Here is a 25,455-nt window from a genome sequence, read left to right as displayed (position 1 = left end):
AATAAAGACTCATTAACTCGTAAACAACTCAATGATTTTTTATTAGAAACAGTGCGCGAGAAAACGGATAATCAGCAATTTCCCAAACTAAAACCAGAAACAGAAGAAGACACAATAGTAATAAATCTAAACAACTCAAATCCAGCACCAAGCAACAAAGTAACAATAAACCTAAAAGAACAAAGAACAATCCACAAACAAGGAGACTTACTACACTTTACAATAGACTCAACAAGCAAACTAACAGACTTAACAGTTTATATAAAAACCAACAATAAAAACATCAACCTAGTATATCCAACCCCACAACATCACAACAAACTAAAAACACTACCCTACTACCTAACAATAGAAATATTGCCACCATATGGAACAGACACATTAGTAGCCATCCTATGCCCAGAAACCCCAACAGAACTACACAAACAACTACAACAATCCATACCCCCAACAGCAGAACAGACAAACAATTGCCAAGTTGGGGAATATAGCTTTGTTAGTAGTTATTGAGAACTATTCTTTGTACTTAACAATAAGGGTGTGTGTTATAATAAATTAATATATAGATAAACATAGGAGCAAGATATGCTTGAAACTAATCATAATAAAGTAACAGACAGAGTAATGCTTTATCAAGCAATTCAAACTTTACCAAATAAATTTTTGCCTGAATTAGCAGAATTCATTGTTTTTTTACAGATGAAATCACAAGAAAAAATCAATATAAAAACAATACTATCAAACAATATTGAAACTAACAATTTAGAACAAGCAGCACAAAGCTTATATAAAGATTATACAGAAAACAAAGAATTAACCGAATTTCTAAATTTAGATGGAGAAGACTTCTATGTATAGAAGCGAAATATGGTTAATTAATCTTGATCCTACAATTGGATCAGAAATAAAAAAAATTCGTCCAGCGGTAATTGTTAGTGAAGATAGTATTGGCATCCTTCCATTACGGGTTGTTGTACCAATTACTAATTGGCAAGAACGTTATGTAATAGCATCATGGATGATAAAAATTGAATCTTCAACACAAAATGGTTTACAAAAACAATCATGTGCTGATACTTTTCAAGTACGTTCTGTTGCTCAACAAAGGTTTATAAGAAAATTAGGAGAATTATCAGAGATTGAAATGAAACCTATTATAAAAGGCTTAGCTACAGTACTAGTAATTAAATGAAAATAATTATAGGACTACTGGTTCCGGCTGGTAAGGATTTAACAATTTTATATTTAAGCCTTTTACCCTTTAAAATTTTTACTATTTTCACTTTAAAAAGGGAGATGCAAGGTAGATGATTTTGGGGTTAAAAGCGCAGCTTTGTTAGTAGTTATTATTTAAAGTAAAAATAACATCCATTAATTGCCCCGCAATATCTAAGTCATATAATTTATCTAATTCACGAATACAAGTTGGGCTAGTGACGTTAATTTCAGTTAAATAATCACCTATTACATCTATACCTACAAATATTAAGCCTTTTTCACGTAATTTTGGTCCAACTTGACGACAAATCCATTTATCACGCTCAGTTAAAGTAACACCTTTGGCTTTGCCACCAGCGGCTAAATTACCTCTAAGTTCTCCATCTGCTGGAATTCGCGCTAAAGCATAGGGTACAGCTTCACCATTTATTAATAATATCCGCTTATCACCTTGTGATATTTCAGGGATAAAATCTTGTGCCATTACAAAGCATTGTTCATCCTGAGTCATAGTTTCAAAAATTACCGAGGCATTTATATCTTTGTTAGAGACTCGGAAAATTGATTTGCCGCCCATACCATCTAAAGGTTTAAGAATAATTTCTTGGTGTTGTTTTAAAAATTCTCGTAATTGTGATATAGAACGTGTTACTAAGTTAGGAGCGCAACATTGTGGAAACCAAGCAGTATATAATTTTTCGTTAGCATCACGCAGACTTTGAGGTTTATTAACAATTAAAGTACCTTTGGCTTCTGCTTGTTCTAATACGTATGTGGCAATTATGTATTCAATATCAAAAGGAGGGTCTTTGCGCATTAAGATAACAGATAAATTATCTAAAGCTGCCACTTGTGGTGGTGCTAAGCTGAACCAATTATCAGCCTCATCACGTACTTGTAATGGGCGCATAGTGGCATAAGCTTCTCCATTTTTTAAGAATAAATCATTAATTTCCATATACCATAAATGCCAGCCGCGTGCTTGTGCTGCTAATAACATTGCAAAACTGCTATCTTTCCTTATATTTATTTTTTCGATGGAATCCATCACAATACCAATATTAATAGTCATAATTGTAACTTATAGTTATAGAAGGGTAATTTATGGGCAAAGGATTACGAACATCCCTTATAGGAATGGGTTTATTTTTTATATGTTTGGGGATTTTTTTGAATTTCCAATTATATACCAGTTTAGCTGGTAATGGTGCTTTATATCAATATAGTTATGGAATTATTGGTATAGGCTTAGATGTATCAAAGATAATTTGTTTAATTTTAGGGGCTTACTTAATAAAACAAGGTGATAGTACTTTTATTATAGCAGGATTTGTCTCATTAGCATTTTATATAATATTATCTCTCATAAGCTGGGCAGCAGGATGGGGTTTTACACTGATTGTGACTCAAAACTATGAAACTAAAGCATTTCAACAAAATTCACAAATTCGTGCATTAGCAGCTGGTGTTGATGATGCTAATAATGAAGTCAAGCGTTTATCTCAACATGCTGATGAAAGTGTTGTACATCAAGCCCAATCTAAAATTGATGCAATTGAATTAGAAGTGAATATGTTATGGGATACAGTGGCAGTGAATAGCATAGGGCAACGTACAGGTAAGACTGTGCGTTCACAGCTAGGTGGAAGATGCCCCGGTGAAACATGGTATCATAAGAAATATTGCTCTGAAATATTAGCGGCTAAAGCTAGGATTAAACCTTATCAACAGATCATAGATAATCATGCTGCTTACCTATCAGCAGTTAAACATAAGAATAATATGGTACAAGGATTAGGTAATCCTGAGTTTGGAGGTATAAATCCTAATTCATATATGCATCCATTATTTATTGGAATGGGAACTCTACTAAATACATCAGCACCGATTGTTAAATATCGTTTATTATTACTGACTTCAGCAATGATTGAATTATTAGGTGGTTTGTTTTTTGTTATAGGATTGATTTTAGAAGGTAAACAAAGTTATTCTATAGAAGAAATGGTAGCTATAGAACAACAAAAAAATAAATTATTAGCTGATTTAGGTGTAAATGTGATTGATTTAGGTAAAAAGGAATATACCAAAAAACTCGAATAAAAAGTTGTCAGGTTTTTAAAACCTGACAGCTTTGATTCTTATTTTGCAGTAGCAAAATAATCACGAGTTAGTTTAAAAATTACAGGGCTGAGTAGCAGTAATGCAATTAAATTAGGAATTGCCATTAAAGCATTCAGCGTATCTGCAACTAACCAGATAAATTCTAATTGACCAACTGCGCCAATTGGTATCACTATGATCCATAATATTCTAAAAACTTTTATAGATTCAAATCCAAATAAGTATTGAACGCATTTTTCACCATAAAAACTCCAACCTAATAAGGTTGTAAAGGCAAATACGGTTAAACCAAATGTTACAATATAGCCTCCAAAATTAGGCAAGGCATGTTCAAACGCAGCGGCAGATAAGGATGCACCAGTAATACCAGTAGTCCAAACACCTGAAATAATAATCACTAAACCAGTAACAGTACATACTATAAGGGTATCAATGAATGTTTCTAACATTGCAATAACACCTTGTTGTACTGGGCTATTAGTTGCGGCTGCTGCTTGAGCAATTGGTGCGCTACCTAAACCTGCTTCATTAGAAAATATACCACGTGCGACACCGAAACGAATCGCAGCCCAAACAGTTGCTCCAACAAATCCGCCAGTAGCGGCTACTGGTGTAAAAGCACTAGTAATAATTAAGTTTAAAGCGGCAGGAATTTCTGCTGAATGGATGAATAAAATGATTAAACTACCGCCTACATAAGCAATAGCCATAAATGGTACCAATTTACCTGCTATGTCTGCAATTCTACGAATCCCACCTATTAATACCGCTCCTACTAATACTGCCAATGTTACACCAGTTAGCCAGTGAGGAATATTAAATGAAGAATGTAAGACATCGGCAACTGAATTAGATTGTACTGTGTTACCAATACCAAAACCTGCGATCATACCAAAAATGGCAAATGTGGTACCCAACCAAGCCCAATGACTCTTTAAGCCATTCTTAATATAATACATTGGACCACCAATATGATTACCAGCTTTATCAGTTTCGCGATAATGTACAGCACATACAGCTTCACCATATTTAGTTGCCATGCCTAAGAAAGCGGTAAACCACATCCAAAATAAGGCTCCCGGTCCACCTAGAAAAATTGCTGTCGCTACACCGGCAATATTACCTGTACCAATAGTTGCGGCTAATGAAGTCATTAAGGCATTAAATGGACTAATATCACCTTTACCAGTATGCTTACGACCACGCCATAGCATTACAAAACCATAAATCAATTTACGAAATGGTATTAATCGTAAACCAAACATTAAATAAATACCGGTACCTAAGATAAGTACCAGCATTGGAGTACCCCAAACAATACCGTTGAGTGCTGCAATATATTCGCTTAAAAATTCCATAAATAATTATTTCTTTTTTTTATGAGGTAATAATACTAATTGTGTATTGGAGACTGAATCATGCCAAGTCAAAATAAATCCAATTACTGTAAACCATGAGATAATTGCCATGAAGAAGCGTATAGTCACTTGTTGCCAAGTCACTGCATCTTCAGTAGTTGATTGTAACTTAATTCGCCAAGATTTCATACCTATAGTTTGTCCCCCGCGTTTCCAAGAGATTGCAAAATAAAGAAAACATACTAAAAATAAATATAATTGATATAAAATGCTGACTTTACCATTGGTAAGTGGTTGCACTAAACCAGCGGCAAAAAATAGTATTGAAAATAATAATAAAGTATCATAAAATATTGCAACCAAACGCCGTAACAAGCTAATTTTAGGAAAATTTTCTACTAACATAATTAAAAAATGATATATTTATCTAATGACGATACTGTCATTGAAAAAGCCAAACCAAAACTTAAACGACCAAAATTATATAAAGTCGTGTTATTAAATGATGACTATACACCAATGGAATTTGTTGTTCATATATTAACAGTGTTTTTTAATATGAATGAAGACAAAGCTACTAATGTCATGTTACAAATACATCATGATGGCAAGGGTATTTGTGGTACTTATAGTCGTGATATTGCTGAAACTAAAGTTGTTCAAATAAATAATTATGCTCGTGAAAATGAGCATCCTCTGATGTCTGTAATGGAAGAGCTTTAAATATGTTAAATAAAGAACTGGAACAAAATTTAAACAGTGTCTATAACATAGCGCGTCAACAACGACATGAATTGATGACGGTTGAACATTTATTATTATCTTTATTAGAAAATAGTTCGGCTGTTGAAATTTTACGTGCGTGTGGCGGGGAGATGAATTTACTTAAAAATGATTTATCTCAATTTTTAGAACAAATGATTCCAAAACTGCCTATAGGGGCACAAGATGAGATACAAACTACATTAGGTTTTCAACGAGTCATGCAAAGGGCTCTTTTTAATATACAATCTGCTGGTAAAACAGAAGTTACTGGTGCCACTGTATTAGTAGCAATATTTGCAGAACGTGAATCTGAAGCGGTATATTTTCTGAATAAACAAGATATTACTCGTTTGGATGTTGTTAGTTTTATATCTCATGGTAGTTCAAATTTCAATGAGAATGAAGACAGAGTTTTTGAAGAAGAAGATGAGGATGTTCAAGAAAGTTCCAAACAAAAGCCTTTAGATGCTTATACAGTGAATCTCAATGAACAGGCTAAAGCTGGAAAGATTGATCCATTAATTGGGCGAGATAAAGAAATTGAACGCACTCTACAAATTTTATGTCGTCGGCGTAAAAATAATCCTTTATTTGTTGGTGAAGCAGGTGTAGGTAAAACGGCGGTTGCTGAGGGTTTGGCAAAATTAATTGTTGATGAGCAAGTTCCTAGTATTTTAGCTGATCATATAATTTATTCTTTAGATGTAGGTGCTTTATTAGCTGGTACTAAATATCGTGGTGATTTTGAAAAGCGTTTAAAGGGTGTTTTGTCTCAATTAAAGGAACAAGAAGGTGCGGTTTTATTTATTGATGAAATTCATACTATAATTGGAGCTGGTTCAGCGTCTGGTAGTGCGGTAGATGCTTCAAATTTAATCAAACCGGGTTTGGCTTCTGGTGAATTGAAGTGTATAGGATCAACTACTTATCAAGAATTTAGGGGTATTTTTGAAAAAGATCGGGCTTTATCACGCCGCTTTCAAAAAATTGATATTAATGAGCCTTCAGTTAATGAAACGATAGAAATTTTAAAGGGCTTAAAATCACGTTATGAAAAGCACCATCATATCAAATATTCCTCAAGTTCCTTATCTGCTGCCGCTGAGTTATCTGCACGATATATAAATGATAAACATTTACCTGATAAGGCGATTGATGTAATTGATGAAGCTGGAGCAACTCAACGTTTAAAGTCAAAACCTAAAAGTGTGATTGGTGTTACTGAAATTGAAGCTCTGATAGCTAAAATTGCTAAAATTCCATCTAAAAATGTATCGTTATCAGATAAAGAAACTCTTAGACATCTGGAACGCGATTTAAAAATGGTGGTGTATGGTCAAGATGATGCAATTAAAAATTTAGCCACTGCGATTAAAATGTCACGTTCAGGCATTGGCAATGAGGATAAGCCAGTGGGTTCATTTTTATTTGCTGGACCTACGGGGGTTGGTAAAACTGAGGTGACACGCCAATTAGCGCGTATGATGGGTATAGAGTTAGTTCGTTTTGATATGTCTGAATATATGGAGCGACATACTGTATCTAGGTTAATTGGTGCGCCTCCGGGTTATGTAGGTTTTGATCAGGGTGGTTTATTGACTGAGGCGATTAATAAAACTCCTCATGCGGTTTTGTTATTAGATGAAATTGAAAAAGCCCATCCTGATGTATTTAATCTATTATTGCAAGTAATGGATCATGGTTCATTAACAGATACCAATGGACGTAAAACGGACTTTCGTCATGTGATTATGATTATGACAACCAATGCTGGGGCAGAACAAGCTAGCCGAGCATCAATAGGATTTAAGTCTCAAGATCATTCAACTGATGCAATGGAAGTAATAAAACGTACATTCTCCCCCGAATTCCGCAACCGTTTAGATACAATTGTACAATTTAAGGCGTTAAATCCAGAAAATATAGCACACGTAGTTGATAAATTCATAATAGAATTAGAAAGCCAATTAGAAGCAAAACAAGTAACGATTGAAATAGACGAAGCAGCGCGACGCTGGTTAGCCAAACGAGGTTATGATCCAAAAATGGGAGCAAGACCAATGGCGCGTATAATCCAAGAACAGATCAAAAAGCCATTAGCCGAAGAGCTATTATTTGGTAAATTGGAAAATGGTGGACATGTGAAAGTGTATGAAACTGATAATAAATTGCATTTTGCTTTTGAAGAAAATGTAAAAGCTGTGCCGTTGTTGGCTAAGAATTAGCAGCTCGGCATCAGGTTTTTAAAACCTGTCAGGTCTATCAGCCAAGGTAATTTTTTTCTGAGCCATATTTGATTTATGTAATATAATTTTTATTTAGTACAACGGATTTACGGAATAAACGGATTTTTATTTTAATTAAATCAAGGAATTAATATTAAACTTTGTAGGGTAGGTTATCACTGACCCTACAGATACAAAAATTTATATATCCTGAATTTTGGGCATTGGTTCAGTCATTGGATTCCATACGAAAAGTCCATTTTCTGAAGCGGCTACATTTAGATCATTATCAGTAGATATGAAAATATCAGTTTCAACTTCAAGAGCACTTGCTAGTTGAAAGGCATCACAACCTTTTATTTTATGATTCAAGCCAATTTCCCCAGAATTATCAATTAAAAAGCTTGTTACTTCTGGAATAAAAAAAGCTTTCCAACGAATTTTAAAATCTGCAACCGCCTTTTCAAATTTTTTTTGACTTAAATGTCTGCCACGCCGTATAGCAGACAATGCAGCCAGAATCTCTGCCTTGGTGACTGCGGATGTTACAAAGATTACAGTTTTTTCTAACTGTGCTACTTCCAATAGAAAATTTCTAATGCTTACTGAGCCGGGTTCTTCAATTAAAGATTTTATCAATGCAGAAGAATCAAAATAGATAATCACTACTTATTCCTCTATTATACGTTTTCTTTGTTCTTGAATTATACTAGAAGCTAGTGGAGCATTTTCTTCTGTTGTAACTGGATCAATATTTTCAAGTAATGTCCTATCTCCAACTTGTACCCATTTTTGAGTTTTTTTATGAGAAGTAAACTGATAGAAATTTTTTACTTGTCTCATCAGATTATCAATCAAATCGTTTTTTATGTCAGGAGAAAGATTAACATTTTTAATGAATTGGAATAGTTTTAACTCATTTTCGTTCAACATCACGGAATATTCTTTCATAAAATTTCCTCAATTATAATAGCAATACTTTAGTAAAAAATACACCAAAAAAATAATATTGTCAAGTCCATTTTAATTGAATTATTGTTTATACCATAAAGATATTTATTCTGTCAATAGTGTTATTTAACTACATATATAGCAGCAGCTTTTTCTTCATGTTGCCAATTGGAAACAGCTACCATCTGGTAATTTATTTTCGCTGCTTCAACTTTTTGTTCAATTTTTTCAGCGATATGATCTTCAATCCAGTCAGAACCACACAGTTGACATACCATTGCTGGTACTTCTCTGATTACCACCACACCAAATTTCAAATCTGCTGTAAAAGTGGTTTTTCCTTGGCTCATTGAACCTTTACACAAAGGACATTGATTACTAATAGGTTTCATTGTAGTCGTCTCGTTTTTAAATCAGTTTCAAAATGATTTAAGTCAGGTTGGTACGCAGTAATTATATAAGTTGCATGATTTGTCTCATTATAAGACAATACTATATGCAATGGTTTTATATCTAATACACCACGTTTTTATATCCATTTCGCGTAGGGTCGGTTATCACTGACCCTACAGATATTATACAATAATGTCACTTTCTGGGATTGGCAATGAGGATAAACCAGTGGGTTCATTTTTATTTGCTGGACCTACGGGGGTTGGTAAAACTGAAGTGACACGCCAATTAGCGCGTATGATGGGTTTACTAACTGAAGCTATTAATAAAACTCCTCATGCCGTTTTGTTATTAGATGAAATTGAAAAAGCCCATCCTGATGTATTTAATCTATTATTGCAAGTAATGGATCATGGTTCATTAACAGATACCAATGGACGTAAAACGGACTTTCGTCATGTGATTATGATTATGACAACCAATGCTGGGGCAGAACAAGCTAGCCGAGCATCAATAGAATTTAAGTGTAATAAAACGTACATTCTCACCAGAATTCCGCAATCGTTTAGATACAATTGTACAATTTAAGGCATTAAATCCAGAAAATATAGCACACGTAGTTGATAAATTCATAATAGAATTAGAGAGCCAATTAGAAGCAAAACAAGTAACGATTGAAATAGACGAAGCAGCGCGACGCTGGTTAGCCAAACGAGGTTATGATCCAAGAACAGATCAAAAAGCCATTAGCCGAAGAGCTATTATTTGGCAAATTGGAAAATGGTGGACATGTGAAAGTGTATGAAACTGATAATAAATTGCATTTTGCTTTTGAAGAAAATGTAAAAGCTGTGCCGTTGTTGGCTAAGAATTAAACATAGCCCTGAAGGGGCGACATAATATAGCCTAGGGCAACGCCCTAGGTGCGGATATTATTTTGATTTAGCCCTGAAGGGGCGTGTTAAAACATAATCTTCATTATTTCGCCCCTTCAGGGCTAAATTAAATAAATCGGAATTTACCTAGGGCGTTGCCCTAGGCTATATTATTTCGCCCCTTCAGGGCTTGTAAATCCATAACATTGATTTTACCTAAAAATACCCCCAAATACCCTAATTTTAAGGCAATTAATGGAAATTTTATGTATAAAAAATTAGGTATTTGTGTATTTTTATTAGGATATTCTACTTCACTTCTCGCTGGTGATGTTCATGAGTTTTCTTTGGAAAATGGTCTTCAGTTAATCGTTAAGCAGGATCATCGCGCACCAGTTGTTGTGAGTCAGGTTTGGTATAAGGTTGGTGCTAGTTATGAGCCTGAAGGTAAAACTGGTATTTCACATATATTAGAGCATATGATGTTTAAGGGTACTAAAAAACATCCGCCCGGTGAATTTTCTCGTATTATGGCTGCTAATGGGGCTAGTGAAAATGCTTTCACTGGTTCTGATTATACCGCTTATTTTCAAACTATAGAAAAAAGTCGTTTGCCACTCAGTTTTGAATTGGAAGCTGATCGAATGCTTAATGTGGTGTTCATTGATGAGGAGTTTCAGAAAGAGCGCAAGGTGGTATTAGAAGAGCGTCGTACTCGTACTGAGGATAAGCCTATTAGTTTAATGTATGAGCATTTTGTGGCAACTGCTTATCAAAATAGCCCTTATCATCATCCTGTAATTGGTTGGATGAGTGATATTAAAAATTACACTGTTGAAGATTTAAAAGTTTGGTATAAGCGTTGGTATGCTCCTAATAATGCTACAGTTGTAGTTGTAGGTGATGTTGATCCTCAAGCAGTCTTTGCCTTGGCTAAGAAGTATTTTGGTCCTCTTAAACCGAGTAAAATTATTCCTCCATATTCACGTCCAGAAGTTAAGCAATTGGGCATGAAGCAAATTATGGTTAAATTACCGGCTAAAATTCCTTATTTAATTCTTGGTTATAAAACTCCAGTGTTAAACACTATCGCGCCTGAAAATCGTTGGGAAGTTTATGCTTTAGATGTTTTAAGTTATATTCTTGATGGTGGTAATAGTTCTCGTTTATCTAAAAATTTAGTGCGTGGGCAACAAATAGCAGCTAGCATTAGCGTTAATTATGATATTTTTGGTCGTTTAACTGAATTATTCACATTCAGCGGCACTCCAACTTCTAAGCATACAATTAGTGATTTACAATCTGCTTTAAATAACCAAATCAAACAGTTAAAAACCACTTTAGTAACAGCAGATGAATTAAAAAGAGTGAAAACTAAAATTCTTTCTTCTAAAATTTATGAATTAGATTCAATATTTTATCAAGGAATGAAAATCGGTTTGTTAGAAACTATAGGTTTAGATTGGCGATTATTTGAGAGTTATTTAGATAATATTACAACGGTGACTGCTGAGCAAGTTCAGACAGTGGCTAAAAAGTATTTAGTTGATCAAAGTTTAACTGTTGGTATTTTAGAACCCAAGGAAAAGAAATGAGATTATTAATTAGTTTATTATTGCTGGTATCTCAAACTGTATTTGCGATTCCTCAAATTCAACATTGGCAAACTAGTAATGGAGCCAATGTATACTTTGTAGCCGCTCCTGATTTACCAATGCTTGATGTTGAAGTGGTATTTGACGCTGGTAGTGCGCGTGATGGTAATAAATCTGGGCTTTCTATGATGACGAATGGTTTATTAAAAGAAGGTGCGGCTAATCTATCAGCAGATCAATTAGCAGAAAAATTAGATGATGTAGGTGCGAAAATTAGTGCATCTGTTGGCAATGATATGGCTAGTGTTAAGTTACGTAGCTTAACTCAGCCCAGCTTATTGGAACCAGCTTTAGATTTGTTTGAGTTAGTTTTAACTGAGCCAAGTTTTGATGCAAATTCATTTGAGCGTCTGCGTCAACAATCTATAATTAGTTTGAAATATCAACAACAATCACCTAGCTCAATTGTAAAAAGGGCATTTTATGGTGCTGTATTTGACAATCATCCATATGCGCAGTTATCCAATGGAACTATTAAAACTATCAATGCTTTAAAATTAAGTGATTTAAAGCAATTTTATAAACGCTACTATTTGGCAAATAATGCAACTATTTCAATAGTAGGAGCTTTGAATAGAAAAGCTGCTGAAAATTTAGCGAATCAAATTGTAAATAAACTACCAAATGGTAATTTACCAGCTCCGTTACCAGAAGTTGCAGCCTTAACTAAAGGTAAAACTATAGAAATTAATCATCCATCAACACAAACTAAGATTTTAATCGGGCAACCGGGTGTTGCACGTGGTGTACATGATTATTTTGCACTTTATGTTGGTAATTATATTTTAGGTGGTAGCGGCTTAGTATCGCATTTAGCAGAAGAAGTACGTGAAAAACGTGGTTTAGCTTATAGTGCTTATAGCTATTTTATCCCACTAAAAGTCGCGGGACCATTTATTGCGGGTGTTGGAACTAGCAATACAACTGTTGATCAAGCTTTAAGTGTGATGAAAAATACCATACGTAAATTCAGAAAAACAGGTCCAACTAAAAAAGAATTAAAAGTAGCGAAACAAGGAATTACAGGAGGATTTCCATTAAAAATTAAGAGTAATAGCGATATTATTGGTTATCTTTCAGTGATTGGTTTCTATAAATTGCCTTTAGATTATTTACATAAGTTTAATCAAAATGTAGATTCTGTGACAGTAGAAATGATAAAAACCGCTTTTCAACAGCGGCTAGATTTAGATAAGATGGTTACTGTTATGGTTGGGAAACGTAGCTAAGTTGAATCAAACCTGACAGGTTTTAAAAACCTGTCAGGTTTAGCTAATTTATACAATACCAAATCACTTTATTAAGTTTCTCAGTATCTGAAAAAAATAAATGAATTTCTTCTTCAAAACCTCCTTCAAATACATTCTGATAAACAAAATAATTATCTACTGATAATAAAGGTTTTAAATGTTGTTTTACTTTATTTAATGATGAACCGATTTTAATATCACCCGGTAATTTATATCGTTTTCCTGTTAAAGTAATATTAATTAATATATCTGAATCTTCTACCACTTCAGAATTTCTAATTATATATGCACTTAAATCAATACCATCAAAAATGATGTGATGTAGTTCATCTGTTTGTGATTTAACATAGGCATTAGTAAATTTTTCCACTCTAATATCTTTAGGATCACCTAAAATTTTAAAAACTGAGTCTAAATTACTTTCGCATTCTACTAATAACTTATTTTTAAAATAAGGGTATATTATACCTTCTTCATTTTCTAATAATGGCATCGAAAAATCTACAATATTTTCTGATGTATCATCTGTGGTTGTTTGATCTTCTTCTGAAGGTTTAGTTGGTGATGATGTGCATGAATTAATAAACATCGTTAGAATAAACAAGAAGGCAAAGTGTTTCATGGCTAATATCCAGTTTGATAAACCTCATTATTATTTAATAATCTGCAAGCAAAACTTGCACATTATTAAAACTTATTAGGTTCTATTGTTTTTTTATCATTGCATAAGCAGAATGATTATGAATAGATTCAAAATTTTCAGATTCAACGACATAAGAAGATATTCGATTTTCACCATTTAATTGGGTGGCAATATCACGTACCATATCCTCTACAAATTTAGGGTGATCATAGGCATATTCTGTGACATACTTCTCATCTGGGCGTTTTAACAAACCATATAATTCACATGATGCTTGTTGTTCAACTACATCAATTATATCTTCTACCCACAAAAAACCATTGGTTTTAGCGGTAATTGTTACATGAGATCGTTGGTTATGGGCACCATAATCAGAAATTTTTTTAGAGCATGGGCATAAACTCATCACAGGTATAACAATTTTCAGCGTAATTGATGGCGAACCATTGCCTATTATATCACCAAGAAAGGTTACATTATAATCTAATAAACTTTTAACACCAGAAACAGGAGCTGATTTTCTGACAAAATAAGGAAAATTCATTTCAATATGCCCAGAGTCTGCTTCTAAACGCTCAATCATTTCTGTAAGCATTTCTTTAAACGATTGCAGGGTAATTTCATGCTCATTTTCATTTAAAATTTCCACAAATCGAGACATATGCGTGCCTTTAAAATTATGTGGTAAATTTACATACATATTGAAATTGGCGATGGTATGTTGATCTCCACCAGCGCGTTCTTTAATGCGCACTGGATATTTAATATCTTTAATACCAACTTTATCAATTGCAAGATGGCGCGTATCAGCACTACCTTGAACATCAGGCATTGTTACAGGTTTATTCATGCTATAAATCCTCTTTAAAAATCTCTTTAATTGAACGTATTATTCCTGCTGCATTTAAACCACATTCTGCTAATAAAGCGTCAGATTGCCCATGATCAATAAAGCGATCAGGTAAACCTAAATTTAATACAGGAATTGAATTTGCTTGTGTTTGTAAATATTCATTTACTGCGCTACCAGCACCGCCCATAATTACATTTTCTTCTATAGTTACTAATAGTTGATGTTGTTGTGTCATTAGCATTAGCATTTCAGTATCTAATGGCTTAACAAAACGCATATTAACAACGCTTGTATCCAATATTTCTGCTACTTCTAATGCAGTTTTTAATAATGTACCAAATACTAATAAGGCAATTTTTTGTCCTTTATGACGTAATTCTGCTTTAGCTATTGGTATAGTTGTTAAGGCTTTGTCAACTGGAATACCAATACCATTGCCACGTGGATAACGTACTGCACTTGGTCCATTATATTTCAATCCTGTTGTGAACATTTGCCGACATTCATTTTCATCAGCAGGTACCATCAGCAAGATATTGGGGATGCAACGTAAATAAGAAAGATCAAAAAGACCAGAATGAGTAGGGCCATCAGCACCAACTAAACCCGCACGATCAATGGCAAATAATACTGGTAAATTTTGTATTGCTACATCATGTATTAATTGATCATAAGCGCGTTGTAAAAATGTTGAATAAATTGCAACAACTGGTTTTAAACCCTCGCAAGCTAAACCAGCGGCTAAAGTAATGCTATGTTGTTCGGCAATACCAACATCAAAATATCTATCTGGATAACGTTTTGAAAATTCAACTAAGCCAGAACCCTCACGCATTGCAGGTGTAATACCAACTAAATGCTGTTCTTCAGCAGCCATATCACATAACCAATCACTAAAAATTTGGGTATAACTTGGTGCGCTAGCAGTTTTGGCTGCCATTTTGCCTGTTTTAGGATCAAAGGCAGTTACACCATGATAACTACATGGATTTTCTTCTGCATTTGGATAGCCTTTACCTTTTTTAGTTGCTATATGTAAAAATTGCGGACCTTTTAGGTGTTTGACATTTTTTAAGGTAGTTACTAGGCTTGATAAATTATGTCCATCAATTGGACCAATATAATTAAAACCTAATTCTTCAAATAAAGTGCCGGGTACAACCATGCCTTTGACATGTTCTTCTGTACGTCTGGCAAATTCTTGTACAGTAGGAAGACGTGTAAGTATATGTTTACTGCCTTCACGCATTGAGGTATATAAAGGGCTTGATAATACTTTAGCTAAATAATTTGATAAGCCACCTACATTTTCTGAGATTGACATATCATTATCATTTAATATAACTAATATATTGGCATCTAAATCACCAGCATGGTTTAAAGCCTCAAAAGCCATACCGGCTGTTAAAGCACCGTCGCCGATTACCGCTACAACTTGATCATTTAAACCTAATTGGCGTTTTGCAATTGCCATCCCTAAGGCGGCACTTATAGATGTGCTTGAATGCCCAACGCCAAAAGCATCATAAATACTTTCACTACGTTTAGGGAATCCAGCAATACCTTTAGCTTGGCGTATGCCAGACATAGCTTCACGTCTGCCGGTTAAAATTTTATGAGGATAACTTTGATGCCCCACATCCCATATTATACGGTCATCAGGAGTATTAAAAACATAATGCAAAGCAATTGTCAATTCTACAACACCTAAATTGGATGCAAAATGTCCGCCAGTACGACTTAAAGTTTCGATTAAAAATTTGCGTAATTCTATAGCTAATTGTAATAATTCCTTTTCTGATAATTCACGTAGTTGAATTGGAGAATCAATTTTTTCTAAAAGAGGATATTGCATTGGGTTTTATAACTCCTTTTTCGGTGACAATGACATCTACTAAATTTGCTGGCGTAACGTCAAATGATGGATTCCATGCCTTTGCACCTTTTAAATTATTTTTTGTCAGAATTTCTTCACTAGGGCGTTGTTCAATAATAATTTGATCACCTGAAGTTAAATTCATATCTATAGTAGATGTAGGTGCTACAACCATGAATTTAATATTATGTTGACGTGCTAAAACAGCTAAACTATAAGTACCAATTTTATTTGCGACATCGCCATTAGCTGTAATACGATCAGCTCCTACAATTATCCAGTCTATTCGTTGTTGTTTCATTAAATTGGCGGCAGCACTGTCAGCTAACAAGGTTACTGGAATATTATCTTGTAATAATTCCCAAGCAGTTAAGCGTGTGCCTTGTAACCAAGGGCGTGTTTCATCAGCATAAACTTGGCTAATTTTGCCGGCTGCATATGCGCTACGAATTACACCTAAAGCGGTGCCATAACCACCAGTTGCTAATGCGCCGGCATTACAATGAGTTAAAACCCTACAATTTTCTGGTAAAACAGCGGCTCCTAAATCACCCATTTGATGATTTGCATCAATATCTTCTTGTTGAATGGCTTGTGCTTCTTCTAGTAAGATTGCTATTGAATTACTGGTGATTTTGGCTTGCATTCGTTGTAATGCCCAAACTAAATTTACGGCAGTAGGGCGTGCTTTAGCCAATGTTTCTATATCACTTTGAATTATTGCTACTGAATTATTAGGGTCATTTTTATAAGCGGCTTTGGCAGCTAAGACAACACCATAAGCGGCAGTTATACCAATTGCCGGTGCGCCACGCACTACCATATCTTTAATTGCTTGCGCTACTTGGGTAGCAGTTTTTAAAACCATAATCTGGTGTTTATTTGGTAATAGACGCTGATCTAATAAATGTAATTGATCTAATTCCCAATAAACTGCGCGTAATTTATCATTCATATCATTAATATAATTGTGTGAAATTTTTACCTAAACCAAAATATTATAATATGACATGAATATGACAGTATAATATATATTAAAATATATATATATTATATTAAAATCAATGATATATATATATTTTATATTGTTATTAGCAATACAAATTCAGAAGAAAAATATTGACTAAGAAATTTGGTCGTTTTAAGATTTATCATTATTACAAATTCAAGTAACAACTAAAAGGTTAATAAGATGAAGAAAATGGTCATAGCCGCTGCATTTGGTAGCGCAATCTGTACAATACCTGCCCTAGCGTTCGATGGAACCATTTATGGTAATTTTCGTGGTTCATTAAATATGGGTGATTTCGGTAATGATGGTAGTGCTGAATTTGTCAACAATGCTTCACGTGTAGGTATTAAAGGAGCGAGTCAGAAGAGTGAAAGTGGATTACAAGGTATTTACCATTTACAAATGGGCGCAAACAATGATGGTGATGGTTCAGCATTAACTAGTCGTTTCTACTTTGCTGGTTTGAAAGGTAGTTTTGGTAAAGCAATATACGGTCGTTTATCTACACCATATAAAATGGCTGGTCTTAAACAAGATCCGTTTTATGATACAAGTGCTGGACCATATAATGGTGGTTCTAACTACGGTTATTCTAGCTTAAACAACGGATTTACAAATAACTCTCTCGCCTATTATTCACCTAAATTTGCTGGTGGTTTAACATTTAATGCCACTGCCAGTATTGATGATACTGCTGAAGATGATCACGATTTTGGTATTGGCGCAGAATACACTACAAAAATGTTCAAAGTTGGTGCATCTCACTTACAACTTGATGATACTCGTGTTATTGCTGCTGCTTATGGTGCTGAAAACGCAACACGTATTTACGGTTCAGTATTTCTTGATCAAATAACTGTTAGTGCATCTTATGAATTAGTTGATTTTGCTGCTAATAGTGATAGTACATCATTTTACCATGTTAATGGATCATACCAATTAAACCCTCAAACCAAATTAGCAGCTTCTTATGGTAAAGTTTCAGAAGGTATATCAAGCAAAGCTTGGAACGCCACTGGTGATGGTTTTACTCTAGGTGGTTTCTATGATGTGTTACCAGCAACAACTTTGACTGTAATATATACTGCTGTAGATTATGATGATGCAGCAGTTACAGATCGTGATGGTTTAGTATTCGGTGTTATTCAAAAATTCTAAGTTAAAATCCCCTCAAAGGGGATTTGTTGATTAAATCATTTTTCCATAAGTCTCTTCATCTTCTCCTCCAAACACTTCAAATAATCTTTTAATAAAAGGCACTAATTCTGAGTTCATTATTATGAAATCAGCATCAAATTGTTGCGCCTTGGTTTCGGCATTATTGTCATCCAGTTGAGTTTGAATTAAGTCTGAAAATTGTAAGCGTCTAATTACTAGTTCGTCATCTAGTATTAAATTAAAACGTTGGTTCCATTCTAAGGCTAGGCGTGTTACTAATTTTCCAGCGGCTAAATGTCCTTGCATTTCTTCGGCGAATAAGTCTTGACGCTTACAATTTACTACTGCTCCTTCTTCTGAAAGATCGGTTAATACACAAGAATCTGCTAATTCAAAATCTGCTGGGCATTGATTTTCTTTTAATAACCATTGCGTCATAGTTTGCGCTGGATTGCTTTGCATTTTTGGAGACACTACTGGCAAACTACCTAGCGTTTGACGTAAAAAACTGGTAAATTCTTCAGCGCGTTTACGACTTGAAGTGTCAATTATTAGCCAAGCATTATCTATATCAATATAGGCAAATTGATAGTTTGAACGTGAAAAAGCGCGTGGTATTAAGTCTAATAACACTTGTTCACGAATATCAGTTTTTTCGGCTTTACGCACTTTTCGCATTTGCTGGTTTTCAATTTCTTCAACTTTATCGTTGACAAAATCGCGAATTACTGACGCTGGTAATATCTTTTCTTCTTTACGTGCAGTCAACATAATACAGTTGTTTGCAATATGTATTAAAGATTGACTATCATTACCTAATGGTGGAACCCAGCCAATACTTTCCATTTCCATGCTGCCGGTTGGATGAAAAGTTGCTTCAGTTAATTTTGCCTCTAATTCTTCTGCTGATAAAGTAAAAGGTTTTAAAAAACGAAAGATATGTATATTTTTGAACCACATTTAAGACATTATCCTTGTAATATATGAATGATTATAGAACGTTGATCTATATCATGACGATGTTCCCATAGAAATATTCCTTGCCAAGTGCCAAGTGCTAATTTGCCATTAACTATAGGAATACTCAGGTTTACTGCGGTTAAGGCGGTTTTTAGATGAGCTGGCATATCATCTAAACCTTCAAGTCTATGCGTATATAACTCATCACCTTCTGGCACTAGACGATTTAACCAATTCTGTAAATCAGTTTGTACTGATGGATCAGCATTTTCTTGAATTAGTAAACTGGCTGAAGTGTGTTTTAAAAACAGTGTACACAACCCTTCGCTAATATTAGCCTGATTAACCACATTGGTAACTTTTGGAGTTATTTCAAATAATTTTTGATGAGCTGTAGTTAGTTTTATTGTTTGAATCATAGGTTCTCTAATTGTTCCCAACGTTTATAACAGTGCTGCAATTCTGATTCTATCTCTTTTAGACGCGCTAAGGTTTTATTTTGTGTTGATTGATCAGCTTGATAAAATTCTGGATCGCTAGTTTGTTGTTGTAATTCAGTCTGTTCGGTTTCTAATCCTTCTATTTGTGCTGGTAATTTGGATAGCTCGTGTTGTTGGTTATAATTTAATTTCTGTGTCTTGTTTTTGGTTTTTTTTGTCGTTTTTTTATTAACTTTTTTCTCTGGTGATTTTTTAGGTATGTCTTTATAACCACCAACGTATTCATTAATTGTCGCGTTACCTTCAAATACGATGCTAGAAGTGACAACATTATCTAAAAAGCGTCTATCATGGCTTACTAGTAGCAAAGTGCCGGGGTAGTTTAGTAATAATTCTTCTAGTAATTCTAATGATTCTACGTCTAAATCATTTGTTGGTTCATCTAATACTAGTACATTGGCGGATTTGGTAAATAAACGGGCTAATAATAGGCGATTACGTTCTCCACCTGAAAGCGATTTTACTGGTGAGCGTGCGCGTGCTGGAGCAAATAAAAAATCACTCAAATAAGACATGATATGTTTTTTTTGATCATTAATCGTAATAAAATCTTGCCCTTGAGCTACTGAATCTACTACGGTTTCTTCAAGATTTAGTTGATCACGCAATTGGTCAAAATAGGCAATACTTAGTTTGGTGCCATGTTTTAGCTTGCCGCTATCTGGTGCAAGTTGATCTAGTAAGATTTTTAATAGGGTGGTTTTACCTACGCCATTACCACCAATTAAGCCTATTTTATCTCCTCGCATAATTACTGTAGAAAAGTCTTTTATTAATGGAGTATCTTGATAAGACTTATTGATATTTTCTGCTTCAATAACAATACGCCCTGATGATTCTCCAGTCTCAACTTTTAATTTGACTTTACCTACTTGTTCACGACGTTGACTACGTTCTTCACGTAATTTTTCTAATGATCTAACTCGCCCTTCATTACGAGTGCGACGCGCTTTTATGCCTTGACGAATCCATATTTCTTCTTGGGCTAATTTTTTGTCAAATTTTGCCGCTTGAATTGCTTCAGCGGCTAAATTTGCCTGTTTTTGACGCAGATAAGTTGCATAATCACCGGGATAACTAGTTAATTGCCCTCTATCTAATTCAATAATGCGAGTCGCAAGACGCTGCATAAATTCTCTATCATGGCTGATAAATAATAATCCACCATTAAATTCTAGTAGAACTTGTTCTAGCCATGCGATTGCTTCAATATCTAAATGGTTTGTTGGTTCATCTAGTAATAATAAATCTGGCTCAGTTACTAAAGCTTGTGCTAAAGCAACACGCCGTTGCCATCCACCAGATAAGTTAGAAATTTTTTGATCGGCGGGTAATTGTAAGCGCGATAATATGGTTTCGACTCGTTGCTCGAAACTCCAACCATCTTCAGCTTCTAGCCGCTGTTGTACAACTTCTAATTTTTTTAAAAAACTATCATCAGTGGCAATAGCTTGTACGATTTCATGATATTCATTAACTAATTCTCCAATTTTACCTAAGCCTTGAGCGACGGCATGAAAAATAGTATCATCAGGATTAAATTCTGGATTTTGATTTAATAAAGCGACTCGACAAGCAGTTTGATATTCAATTTTACCTTTGTCAGGATGTAAATTTTTATTTATTAATTTTAGTAAGGTAGATTTGCCTTCACCATTACGCCCAATTAAACAAACACGTTCAGCTTTTTCTATACGCAAATTTACATTATCTAATAGCGCAACATGCCCAAAGGCGATAGATACATTATCTATATTAATTAATGACATTTTCAATTAAAGTTTTATAATATTATGTCAAGTATATCAATTACTCTAATTCAATTCTATGAAAAACACTTTAAAAATTGAAAATTTACAATGTATCCGCGATGATAGAATTTTATTTGAAAACTTAAATTTCACTCTATCAAATGGACAATTATTACAAATTGAGGGCAATAATGGTTGTGGTAAAACCAGCTTATTGCGTATTTTATGTGGGATAAGTTTATCCGAAGAAGGTTTAGTATTTTGGAATAATGAAAATATTGAAGAAATTAAATCAACTTACTACACTAATTTAATTTATATTGGGCATCACAATGGTGTAAAAAGAGAATTAACACCTTTAGAAAATTTAGCAATCGCACGCGCTTTAGCTAGCAATCCAAGTTCTATAGAATTAGAAGAGGCGTTGGATAAAGTAGGTTTATATGGATTTGAAGATGTTGCTACAGGTACATTATCAGCCGGGCAACAGCGTCGTGTTGCCTTAGCTCGTTTATTCATCAACAAAGCACCACTGTGGATACTTGATGAACCCTTCACTGCGCTTGATAAAACGGCAGTGGCAGATTTAGAAAAATTATTAGATGATCATGCCAAACAGGGTGGTATGGCAATTTTAACTTCACATCATCATATTAAGTGTGAATATCTGAATTCTCTTCATTTGAGCTAATTGCAATTCCACGATTCGTTGGGCTTACTCCGCTACACTCCGTGACTGCCTATCCTTTCGTCAGCCCAACCGACAAATTTATATGTAAATTATTGTAATTGCGATAAACAGGCTAGTACATTATAATTATAAATTCCAAATTAAAGGAGCTTAATTTATGAAAATATTTAGTCTTTTTTTAACGTTGTTACTTGTAAGTTGTAATAATTCCACTGTTAATACAATGTCATCTTATAAGGGTGTTGATGTAGTTAGTATTAGTGATACTAATGGTGCTAAAGCTTTATCTTATAGTGTTAGTTATGCTTTGGATGAAAATAATCGTTTATTATTTTTCTATTCTGGGCATGGGTATAGTCGTTTGAATGGTAGTAAGGGTTATATTGTTCCTGTTGATGCGCCTAATCCTAATTTTGATGATAAAGGCTTTGTAAGAAAAGCTATTGCTATGAATAAAATCGTTGCTTGGGCGGAGGATATTGAGTCTAAACATGCTTTGTTTTTGTTTGATAGTTGTTTTTCAGGCACTGTGTAAGGGTGATCTGTTTAAAGATGGTGCTAAAAATAAAGCAAAAATTTCAGAACAAGTATCTTTACAAAGTTGTTCTAGTCAAGATAAATATTCTAAATTATTGTATAAAATTGCTACACAATTAGGACGTTCTTGTGAAATTGCAAAATATTTTTTATCTTCAGTTGATAACTTTATTTCTGAATTACAAAATAATTTATCTAAACTGGGTTCCACTCAGACACCAGTTGAAAAAAAATCTAAATTAATAACTACTATTCTGAACTATTTTGAAAATCTTAATGGAATGCAATATGTCATGTAATTGAAAGTTAAGTTTCTTTCAGTTAATCAGCCCAAAACATCGGCGTATAGCTAGAGCCTAACCTGTCACAACACATTCTAATCGGAACAAGGGAAAAACTCGTGTAGTATTGCACCTATCACTAGCAGCAACGGTGGTAGTGAGGCTAGTCTTGTCAGCTAGTAGCGCAGCACGAGGGTAGGAGTTAGTGGGAATTACGAAGTCATAACATGGCTGAAGGAAGTAAGATTAACTAACATCATGCTGGTAGTAAATCTTTTGAAAAACAAAGTGAATAGATACCATAGGTAATAATAGTGAATACTTTCGCAGAACAACATAAGACCGTCTCTCAGATGTATAACGAGATGACTGGCAACACCCTCCCAAATTGGCTTGCCAATGATTGGGACTGGGGTCGTATTGTCTGAAAAAAGGTAGAAAGAACTGTATTCAATTTGCAAAAACGTATTTATAAAGCCACGAAGAAAGGTCAAATCAAGCGAGCAAAGGCCCTTAATAAATTACTGTTACGTAGTAGTAGTAACGTAGTTTTAAAGCTAAGTTGCTTGATAAACAGGGCGGAAAATGTGCGTTTTGCGGTACGTCGTTTAAAAACGGTGACAAACTGGAAAGCCATCACATGGTATTTAAACGTGATGGCGGGAGCGATGAGGGCCACATGGGGGGAACCGGATGAAGTGAAAGTCTCACGTCCGAGTTCTGAAGACGAATTCCCTATGGTAAGCATACGGGAGCTTAGTTTAACACATATCGGTTAAATGAATTTGCTAAACCTTTATAAGTTTTATCCCTTTTAAAAGGGAGATGCAAAGCGATTTTTTGATTGTTAAGATATATTCGTTGTACTCAATATTCTCTGCCTGTTATCTGTTAGTACAAGGAATAGTTATAACAACTAATAGATCGTGGTTAAGTACGCTATTGTGCTTTGGGAAAAGTTGCAAATCGTGTGAGAGCCTTGGTATATACCCGTATTAACGGAGGAATTAGATAAATTTATAAAGCCAAAACTTAATCCTGAAATGATAGATGAAGAAAACCCAGAATGGACAGATGAGATGTTTGCTCAAGCTGATCCTGAATTAGTTGAAATGTCAAAGTCTCTGTGTAGCGAAGCTATGTAGCTTCGCATCAATTATAATTGGTATTATTAAACATTGTAGGGTCGGTGATAACCGACCATTTAATTTATAGTTTGCGATTATCTATCAAAATATTATAGGTACAATAACTCTAAATTCTTCACCTAATTCTTTAAATATAACTTCTTTGCCTAATTTTTTGATTTCATAATAAACCATAGGTAAACCTCTACCTAAACGTTCCACATAACCTAGATTATCCATAAATTTAAGCAAAATTGGATTGTTGGAATAAGAAACACCTACTTTTAATTTTTCAATAGTTACAGTATTTGCTAATCTCCCCGGGCTTATAAACTCAATACGATCACCAAACATTAAAATTCGTATTTTTGATCCGACAATCGCATAATTTCTATGTACACAAGCATTAACTATTAATTCTCGAAAAACTTTCATAGGAGGATAAACACGTAAGTTTTCACGTTTTCCACCTTTAATATCCGAGGGAACTGGTAAACTACTTTTAATAATAGCTAAAGTACGATCAACGATAAATGGCAAAGGTCCAGTAACATTTTGTTTATCAATTAATTCACTCTGAATTTCATTGCCAGCAAAACTCGCAAAACTAATACCAGATTGTGGTAAATAGCGTTCAGGATTAATTCCAAACATTAATAAACCACCAACGGTAGCTTGCCCTTCTTCAGTAAGAAGATCAGTATTAATAAGTAAACGTTGTTTATCTATCTCAGACTGTTTAGAAAAATGTATATGATATTCACTAAAATAACGATCAAGTTCGGTAAAATTCAAATCACTAATATCAGTTTTTTCAACTACATTACCATCATAATGAAATATACCAGAAGCTTGAAATAAACGCATTAATTCAGATTGTGAAGCAATTCTATTGGTTGAACCAACACGAATATAGTATTTTCCGGCAGCTTGATAAGGTTTATCCTTACCCTTTGGTATTGTAATGATTCCAAGCGTCTTATCTTCAAAGGTGTATAGTTCAAATTCTGGCTCCAATGCTGGAATAATACTATCTCTAGCAATATTCATAATTCTTTCTTCTAAGTGAGAATCACTGGGAATACCACTTATAATACCACTATCTGTAACACCTAAAATAATCACACCACCTTGACTATTAGCAAAGGCAAGCATTTCTTTAGCTAAAGATTCGTTTTTAACACCATATTCTTTAAATTCAACAGAAGAATTTTCTCCTTGTTGAATAAGATATTGTAATTCAACATGTTCCATT

The 25,455-nt window shown here is 34.2% G+C and carries 26 protein-coding genes and 2 pseudogenes; 14 read left to right on the top strand and 14 right to left on the bottom strand.

Annotated features, from left to right (window positions below):
- Positions 1 to 51 precede the first annotated feature (51 nt).
- The 3 genes from BHU68_RS13205 (at position 52) to BHU68_RS13195 (ending at position 1,192) form a co-directional block, all read left to right on the top strand.
- Positions 52 to 510, top strand: coding sequence for a hypothetical protein (locus BHU68_RS13205; protein WP_069472506.1), 459 nt, complete (start codon positions 52 to 54; stop codon positions 508 to 510).
- Between the two features lie 75 nt (positions 511 to 585).
- Positions 586 to 858: a hypothetical protein gene (locus BHU68_RS13200; RefSeq protein ID WP_069472505.1), complete on the top strand. Its 273-nt coding sequence runs from the start codon at positions 586 to 588 to the stop codon at positions 856 to 858.
- Positions 851 to 1,192, top strand: coding sequence for a type II toxin-antitoxin system PemK/MazF family toxin (locus BHU68_RS13195; protein ID WP_069472504.1), 342 nt, complete (start codon positions 851 to 853; stop codon positions 1,190 to 1,192). The genes BHU68_RS13200 and BHU68_RS13195 overlap by 8 nt, the downstream gene beginning before the upstream one ends.
- A gap of 144 nt (positions 1,193 to 1,336) precedes the next feature.
- Here BHU68_RS13195 and gshB read toward each other — a convergent pair whose 3' ends face one another.
- Entirely contained in the window at positions 1,337 to 2,290 is a 954-nt protein-coding gene (gene gshB / locus BHU68_RS13190) for a glutathione synthase (protein WP_069472503.1), read from the bottom strand.
- A gap of 98 nt (positions 2,291 to 2,388) precedes the next feature.
- Here gshB and BHU68_RS13185 point away from each other — a divergent pair, with 98 nt between their 5' ends.
- The gene (locus tag BHU68_RS13185) at positions 2,389 to 3,318 is read left to right on the top strand and encodes a hypothetical protein (protein ID WP_141698867.1); all 930 of its coding nucleotides are present in this window, start codon (positions 2,389 to 2,391) and stop codon (positions 3,316 to 3,318) included.
- A gap of 38 nt (positions 3,319 to 3,356) precedes the next feature.
- Here the strand turns inward: BHU68_RS13185 and BHU68_RS13180 are convergent, their stop codons facing one another.
- Entirely contained in the window at positions 3,357 to 4,697 is a 1,341-nt protein-coding gene (locus BHU68_RS13180; RefSeq protein ID WP_069472501.1) for an alanine/glycine:cation symporter family protein, read from the bottom strand.
- Positions 4,698 to 4,703: 6 nt separating this feature from the next.
- Complete coding sequence (locus tag BHU68_RS13175; protein ID WP_069472500.1) at positions 4,704 to 5,102, bottom strand: RDD family protein; 399 nt, start codon at positions 5,100 to 5,102, stop codon at positions 4,704 to 4,706.
- 9 nt (positions 5,103 to 5,111) lie between these two features.
- Between BHU68_RS13175 and clpS the strand changes: the two genes are divergently transcribed.
- Positions 5,112 to 5,420 carry an ATP-dependent Clp protease adapter ClpS gene (gene clpS, locus BHU68_RS13170; RefSeq protein ID WP_069472499.1) on the top strand — a complete coding sequence of 103 codons (309 nt, stop codon included), beginning with the start codon at positions 5,112 to 5,114 and terminating at the stop codon, positions 5,418 to 5,420.
- Positions 5,421 to 5,422: 2 nt separating this feature from the next.
- Positions 5,423 to 7,687, top strand: coding sequence for an ATP-dependent Clp protease ATP-binding subunit ClpA (gene clpA / locus BHU68_RS13165; RefSeq protein WP_069472498.1), 2,265 nt, complete (start codon positions 5,423 to 5,425; stop codon positions 7,685 to 7,687).
- A gap of 201 nt (positions 7,688 to 7,888) precedes the next feature.
- Here clpA and BHU68_RS13160 read toward each other — a convergent pair whose 3' ends face one another.
- The 3 genes from BHU68_RS13160 to BHU68_RS13150 form a co-directional block, all read right to left on the bottom strand.
- A complete protein-coding gene (locus BHU68_RS13160; RefSeq protein WP_069472497.1) occupies positions 7,889 to 8,353 on the bottom strand; it encodes a type II toxin-antitoxin system VapC family toxin in 465 nt (154 codons plus the stop codon).
- A gap of 3 nt (positions 8,354 to 8,356) precedes the next feature.
- A complete protein-coding gene (locus tag BHU68_RS13155; RefSeq protein ID WP_069472496.1) occupies positions 8,357 to 8,638 on the bottom strand; it encodes a hypothetical protein in 282 nt (93 codons plus the stop codon).
- Positions 8,639 to 8,760: 122 nt separating this feature from the next.
- Positions 8,761 to 9,030 (bottom strand): type II toxin-antitoxin system MqsA family antitoxin, encoded by a 270-nt coding sequence (locus BHU68_RS13150; protein ID WP_069472495.1) that lies wholly within the window; start codon positions 9,028 to 9,030, stop codon positions 8,761 to 8,763.
- 193 nt (positions 9,031 to 9,223) lie between these two features.
- On the opposite strand from BHU68_RS13150, the pseudogene BHU68_RS16640 reads away from it, so the two are divergent.
- From BHU68_RS16640 to BHU68_RS13135, 3 genes and pseudogenes are all read left to right on the top strand, one after another.
- A pseudogene (locus BHU68_RS16640) lies at positions 9,224 to 9,906 on the top strand (AAA family ATPase); the annotation flags it as partial.
- A gap of 266 nt (positions 9,907 to 10,172) precedes the next feature.
- The gene (locus BHU68_RS13140) at positions 10,173 to 11,501 is read left to right on the top strand and encodes a M16 family metallopeptidase (protein ID WP_069472493.1); all 1,329 of its coding nucleotides are present in this window, start codon (positions 10,173 to 10,175) and stop codon (positions 11,499 to 11,501) included.
- On the top strand, positions 11,498 to 12,790 hold the full coding sequence (locus BHU68_RS13135) for a M16 family metallopeptidase (protein ID WP_069472492.1): 1,293 nt from the start codon (positions 11,498 to 11,500) through the stop codon (positions 12,788 to 12,790). The genes BHU68_RS13140 and BHU68_RS13135 overlap by 4 nt, the downstream gene beginning before the upstream one ends.
- A gap of 43 nt (positions 12,791 to 12,833) precedes the next feature.
- On the opposite strand, the gene BHU68_RS13130 is transcribed toward BHU68_RS13135, so the two are convergent.
- The 4 genes from BHU68_RS13130 to mtnA all read right to left on the bottom strand — a co-directional run bounded on the left by BHU68_RS13130 (position 12,834) and on the right by mtnA (position 17,138).
- Entirely contained in the window at positions 12,834 to 13,433 is a 600-nt protein-coding gene (locus BHU68_RS13130) for a hypothetical protein (RefSeq protein ID WP_141698795.1), read from the bottom strand.
- Positions 13,434 to 13,515: 82 nt separating this feature from the next.
- Positions 13,516 to 14,304 carry a GTP cyclohydrolase FolE2 gene (folE2, locus tag BHU68_RS13125; protein WP_069472490.1) on the bottom strand — a complete coding sequence of 263 codons (789 nt, stop codon included), beginning with the start codon at positions 14,302 to 14,304 and terminating at the stop codon, positions 13,516 to 13,518.
- A 1-nt stretch (position 14,305) separates the two neighbouring features.
- A complete protein-coding gene (dxs, locus tag BHU68_RS13120; RefSeq protein WP_069472489.1) occupies positions 14,306 to 16,162 on the bottom strand; it encodes a 1-deoxy-D-xylulose-5-phosphate synthase in 1,857 nt (618 codons plus the stop codon).
- The gene (gene mtnA, locus BHU68_RS13115) at positions 16,134 to 17,138 is read right to left on the bottom strand and encodes an S-methyl-5-thioribose-1-phosphate isomerase (RefSeq protein ID WP_069472488.1); all 1,005 of its coding nucleotides are present in this window, start codon (positions 17,136 to 17,138) and stop codon (positions 16,134 to 16,136) included. Before mtnA ends, dxs begins: the two co-directional genes overlap by 29 nt.
- Before the next feature lie 237 nt (positions 17,139 to 17,375).
- Between mtnA and BHU68_RS13110 the strand changes: the two genes are divergently transcribed.
- A complete protein-coding gene (locus BHU68_RS13110; RefSeq protein WP_069472487.1) occupies positions 17,376 to 18,353 on the top strand; it encodes a porin in 978 nt (325 codons plus the stop codon).
- A 30-nt stretch (positions 18,354 to 18,383) separates the two neighbouring features.
- Here BHU68_RS13110 and rdgC read toward each other — a convergent pair whose 3' ends face one another.
- The 3 genes from rdgC to BHU68_RS13095 are packed head-to-tail and all read right to left on the bottom strand — an operon-like array spanning position 18,384 to position 21,582.
- Positions 18,384 to 19,313, bottom strand: coding sequence for a recombination-associated protein RdgC (gene rdgC / locus BHU68_RS13105; protein ID WP_069472486.1), 930 nt, complete (start codon positions 19,311 to 19,313; stop codon positions 18,384 to 18,386).
- 8 nt (positions 19,314 to 19,321) lie between these two features.
- Positions 19,322 to 19,732 carry a secondary thiamine-phosphate synthase enzyme YjbQ gene (locus BHU68_RS13100; protein ID WP_069472485.1) on the bottom strand — a complete coding sequence of 137 codons (411 nt, stop codon included), beginning with the start codon at positions 19,730 to 19,732 and terminating at the stop codon, positions 19,322 to 19,324.
- Complete coding sequence (locus BHU68_RS13095) at positions 19,729 to 21,582, bottom strand: ATP-binding cassette domain-containing protein (RefSeq protein WP_069472484.1); 1,854 nt, start codon at positions 21,580 to 21,582, stop codon at positions 19,729 to 19,731. Before BHU68_RS13095 ends, BHU68_RS13100 begins: the two co-directional genes overlap by 4 nt.
- A 58-nt stretch (positions 21,583 to 21,640) precedes the next feature.
- On the opposite strand from BHU68_RS13095, the gene ccmA reads away from it, so the two are divergent.
- The 4 genes and pseudogenes from ccmA to BHU68_RS13075 form a co-directional block, all read left to right on the top strand.
- Positions 21,641 to 22,255, top strand: coding sequence for a cytochrome c biogenesis heme-transporting ATPase CcmA (gene ccmA, locus BHU68_RS13090; protein WP_069472483.1), 615 nt, complete (start codon positions 21,641 to 21,643; stop codon positions 22,253 to 22,255).
- Positions 22,256 to 22,412: 157 nt separating this feature from the next.
- On the top strand, positions 22,413 to 22,790 hold the full coding sequence (locus BHU68_RS13085) for a caspase family protein (protein WP_069472482.1): 378 nt from the start codon (positions 22,413 to 22,415) through the stop codon (positions 22,788 to 22,790).
- Entirely contained in the window at positions 22,762 to 23,091 is a 330-nt protein-coding gene (locus tag BHU68_RS13080; protein ID WP_069472481.1) for a hypothetical protein, read from the top strand. Before BHU68_RS13085 ends, BHU68_RS13080 begins: the two co-directional genes overlap by 29 nt.
- Positions 23,092 to 23,513: 422 nt before the next feature.
- Positions 23,514 to 23,852: pseudogene (locus BHU68_RS13075) on the top strand (reverse transcriptase N-terminal domain-containing protein); the annotation flags it as partial.
- A gap of 450 nt (positions 23,853 to 24,302) precedes the next feature.
- Here BHU68_RS13075 and BHU68_RS13070 read toward each other — a convergent pair.
- A complete protein-coding gene (locus BHU68_RS13070; RefSeq protein ID WP_069472479.1) occupies positions 24,303 to 25,454 on the bottom strand; it encodes an RNA-binding domain-containing protein in 1,152 nt (383 codons plus the stop codon).
- Position 25,455: the final 1 nt, after the last annotated feature.

It is taken from the genome of Candidatus Marithrix sp. Canyon 246 (genome assembly GCF_001723685.1).
Taxonomy (GTDB): Bacteria; Pseudomonadota; Gammaproteobacteria; order Beggiatoales; family Beggiatoaceae; genus Marithrix.
The sequence above is the reverse complement of the archived record's forward strand: the minus strand, read 5'-3'. Positions and strand labels throughout refer to the sequence as shown.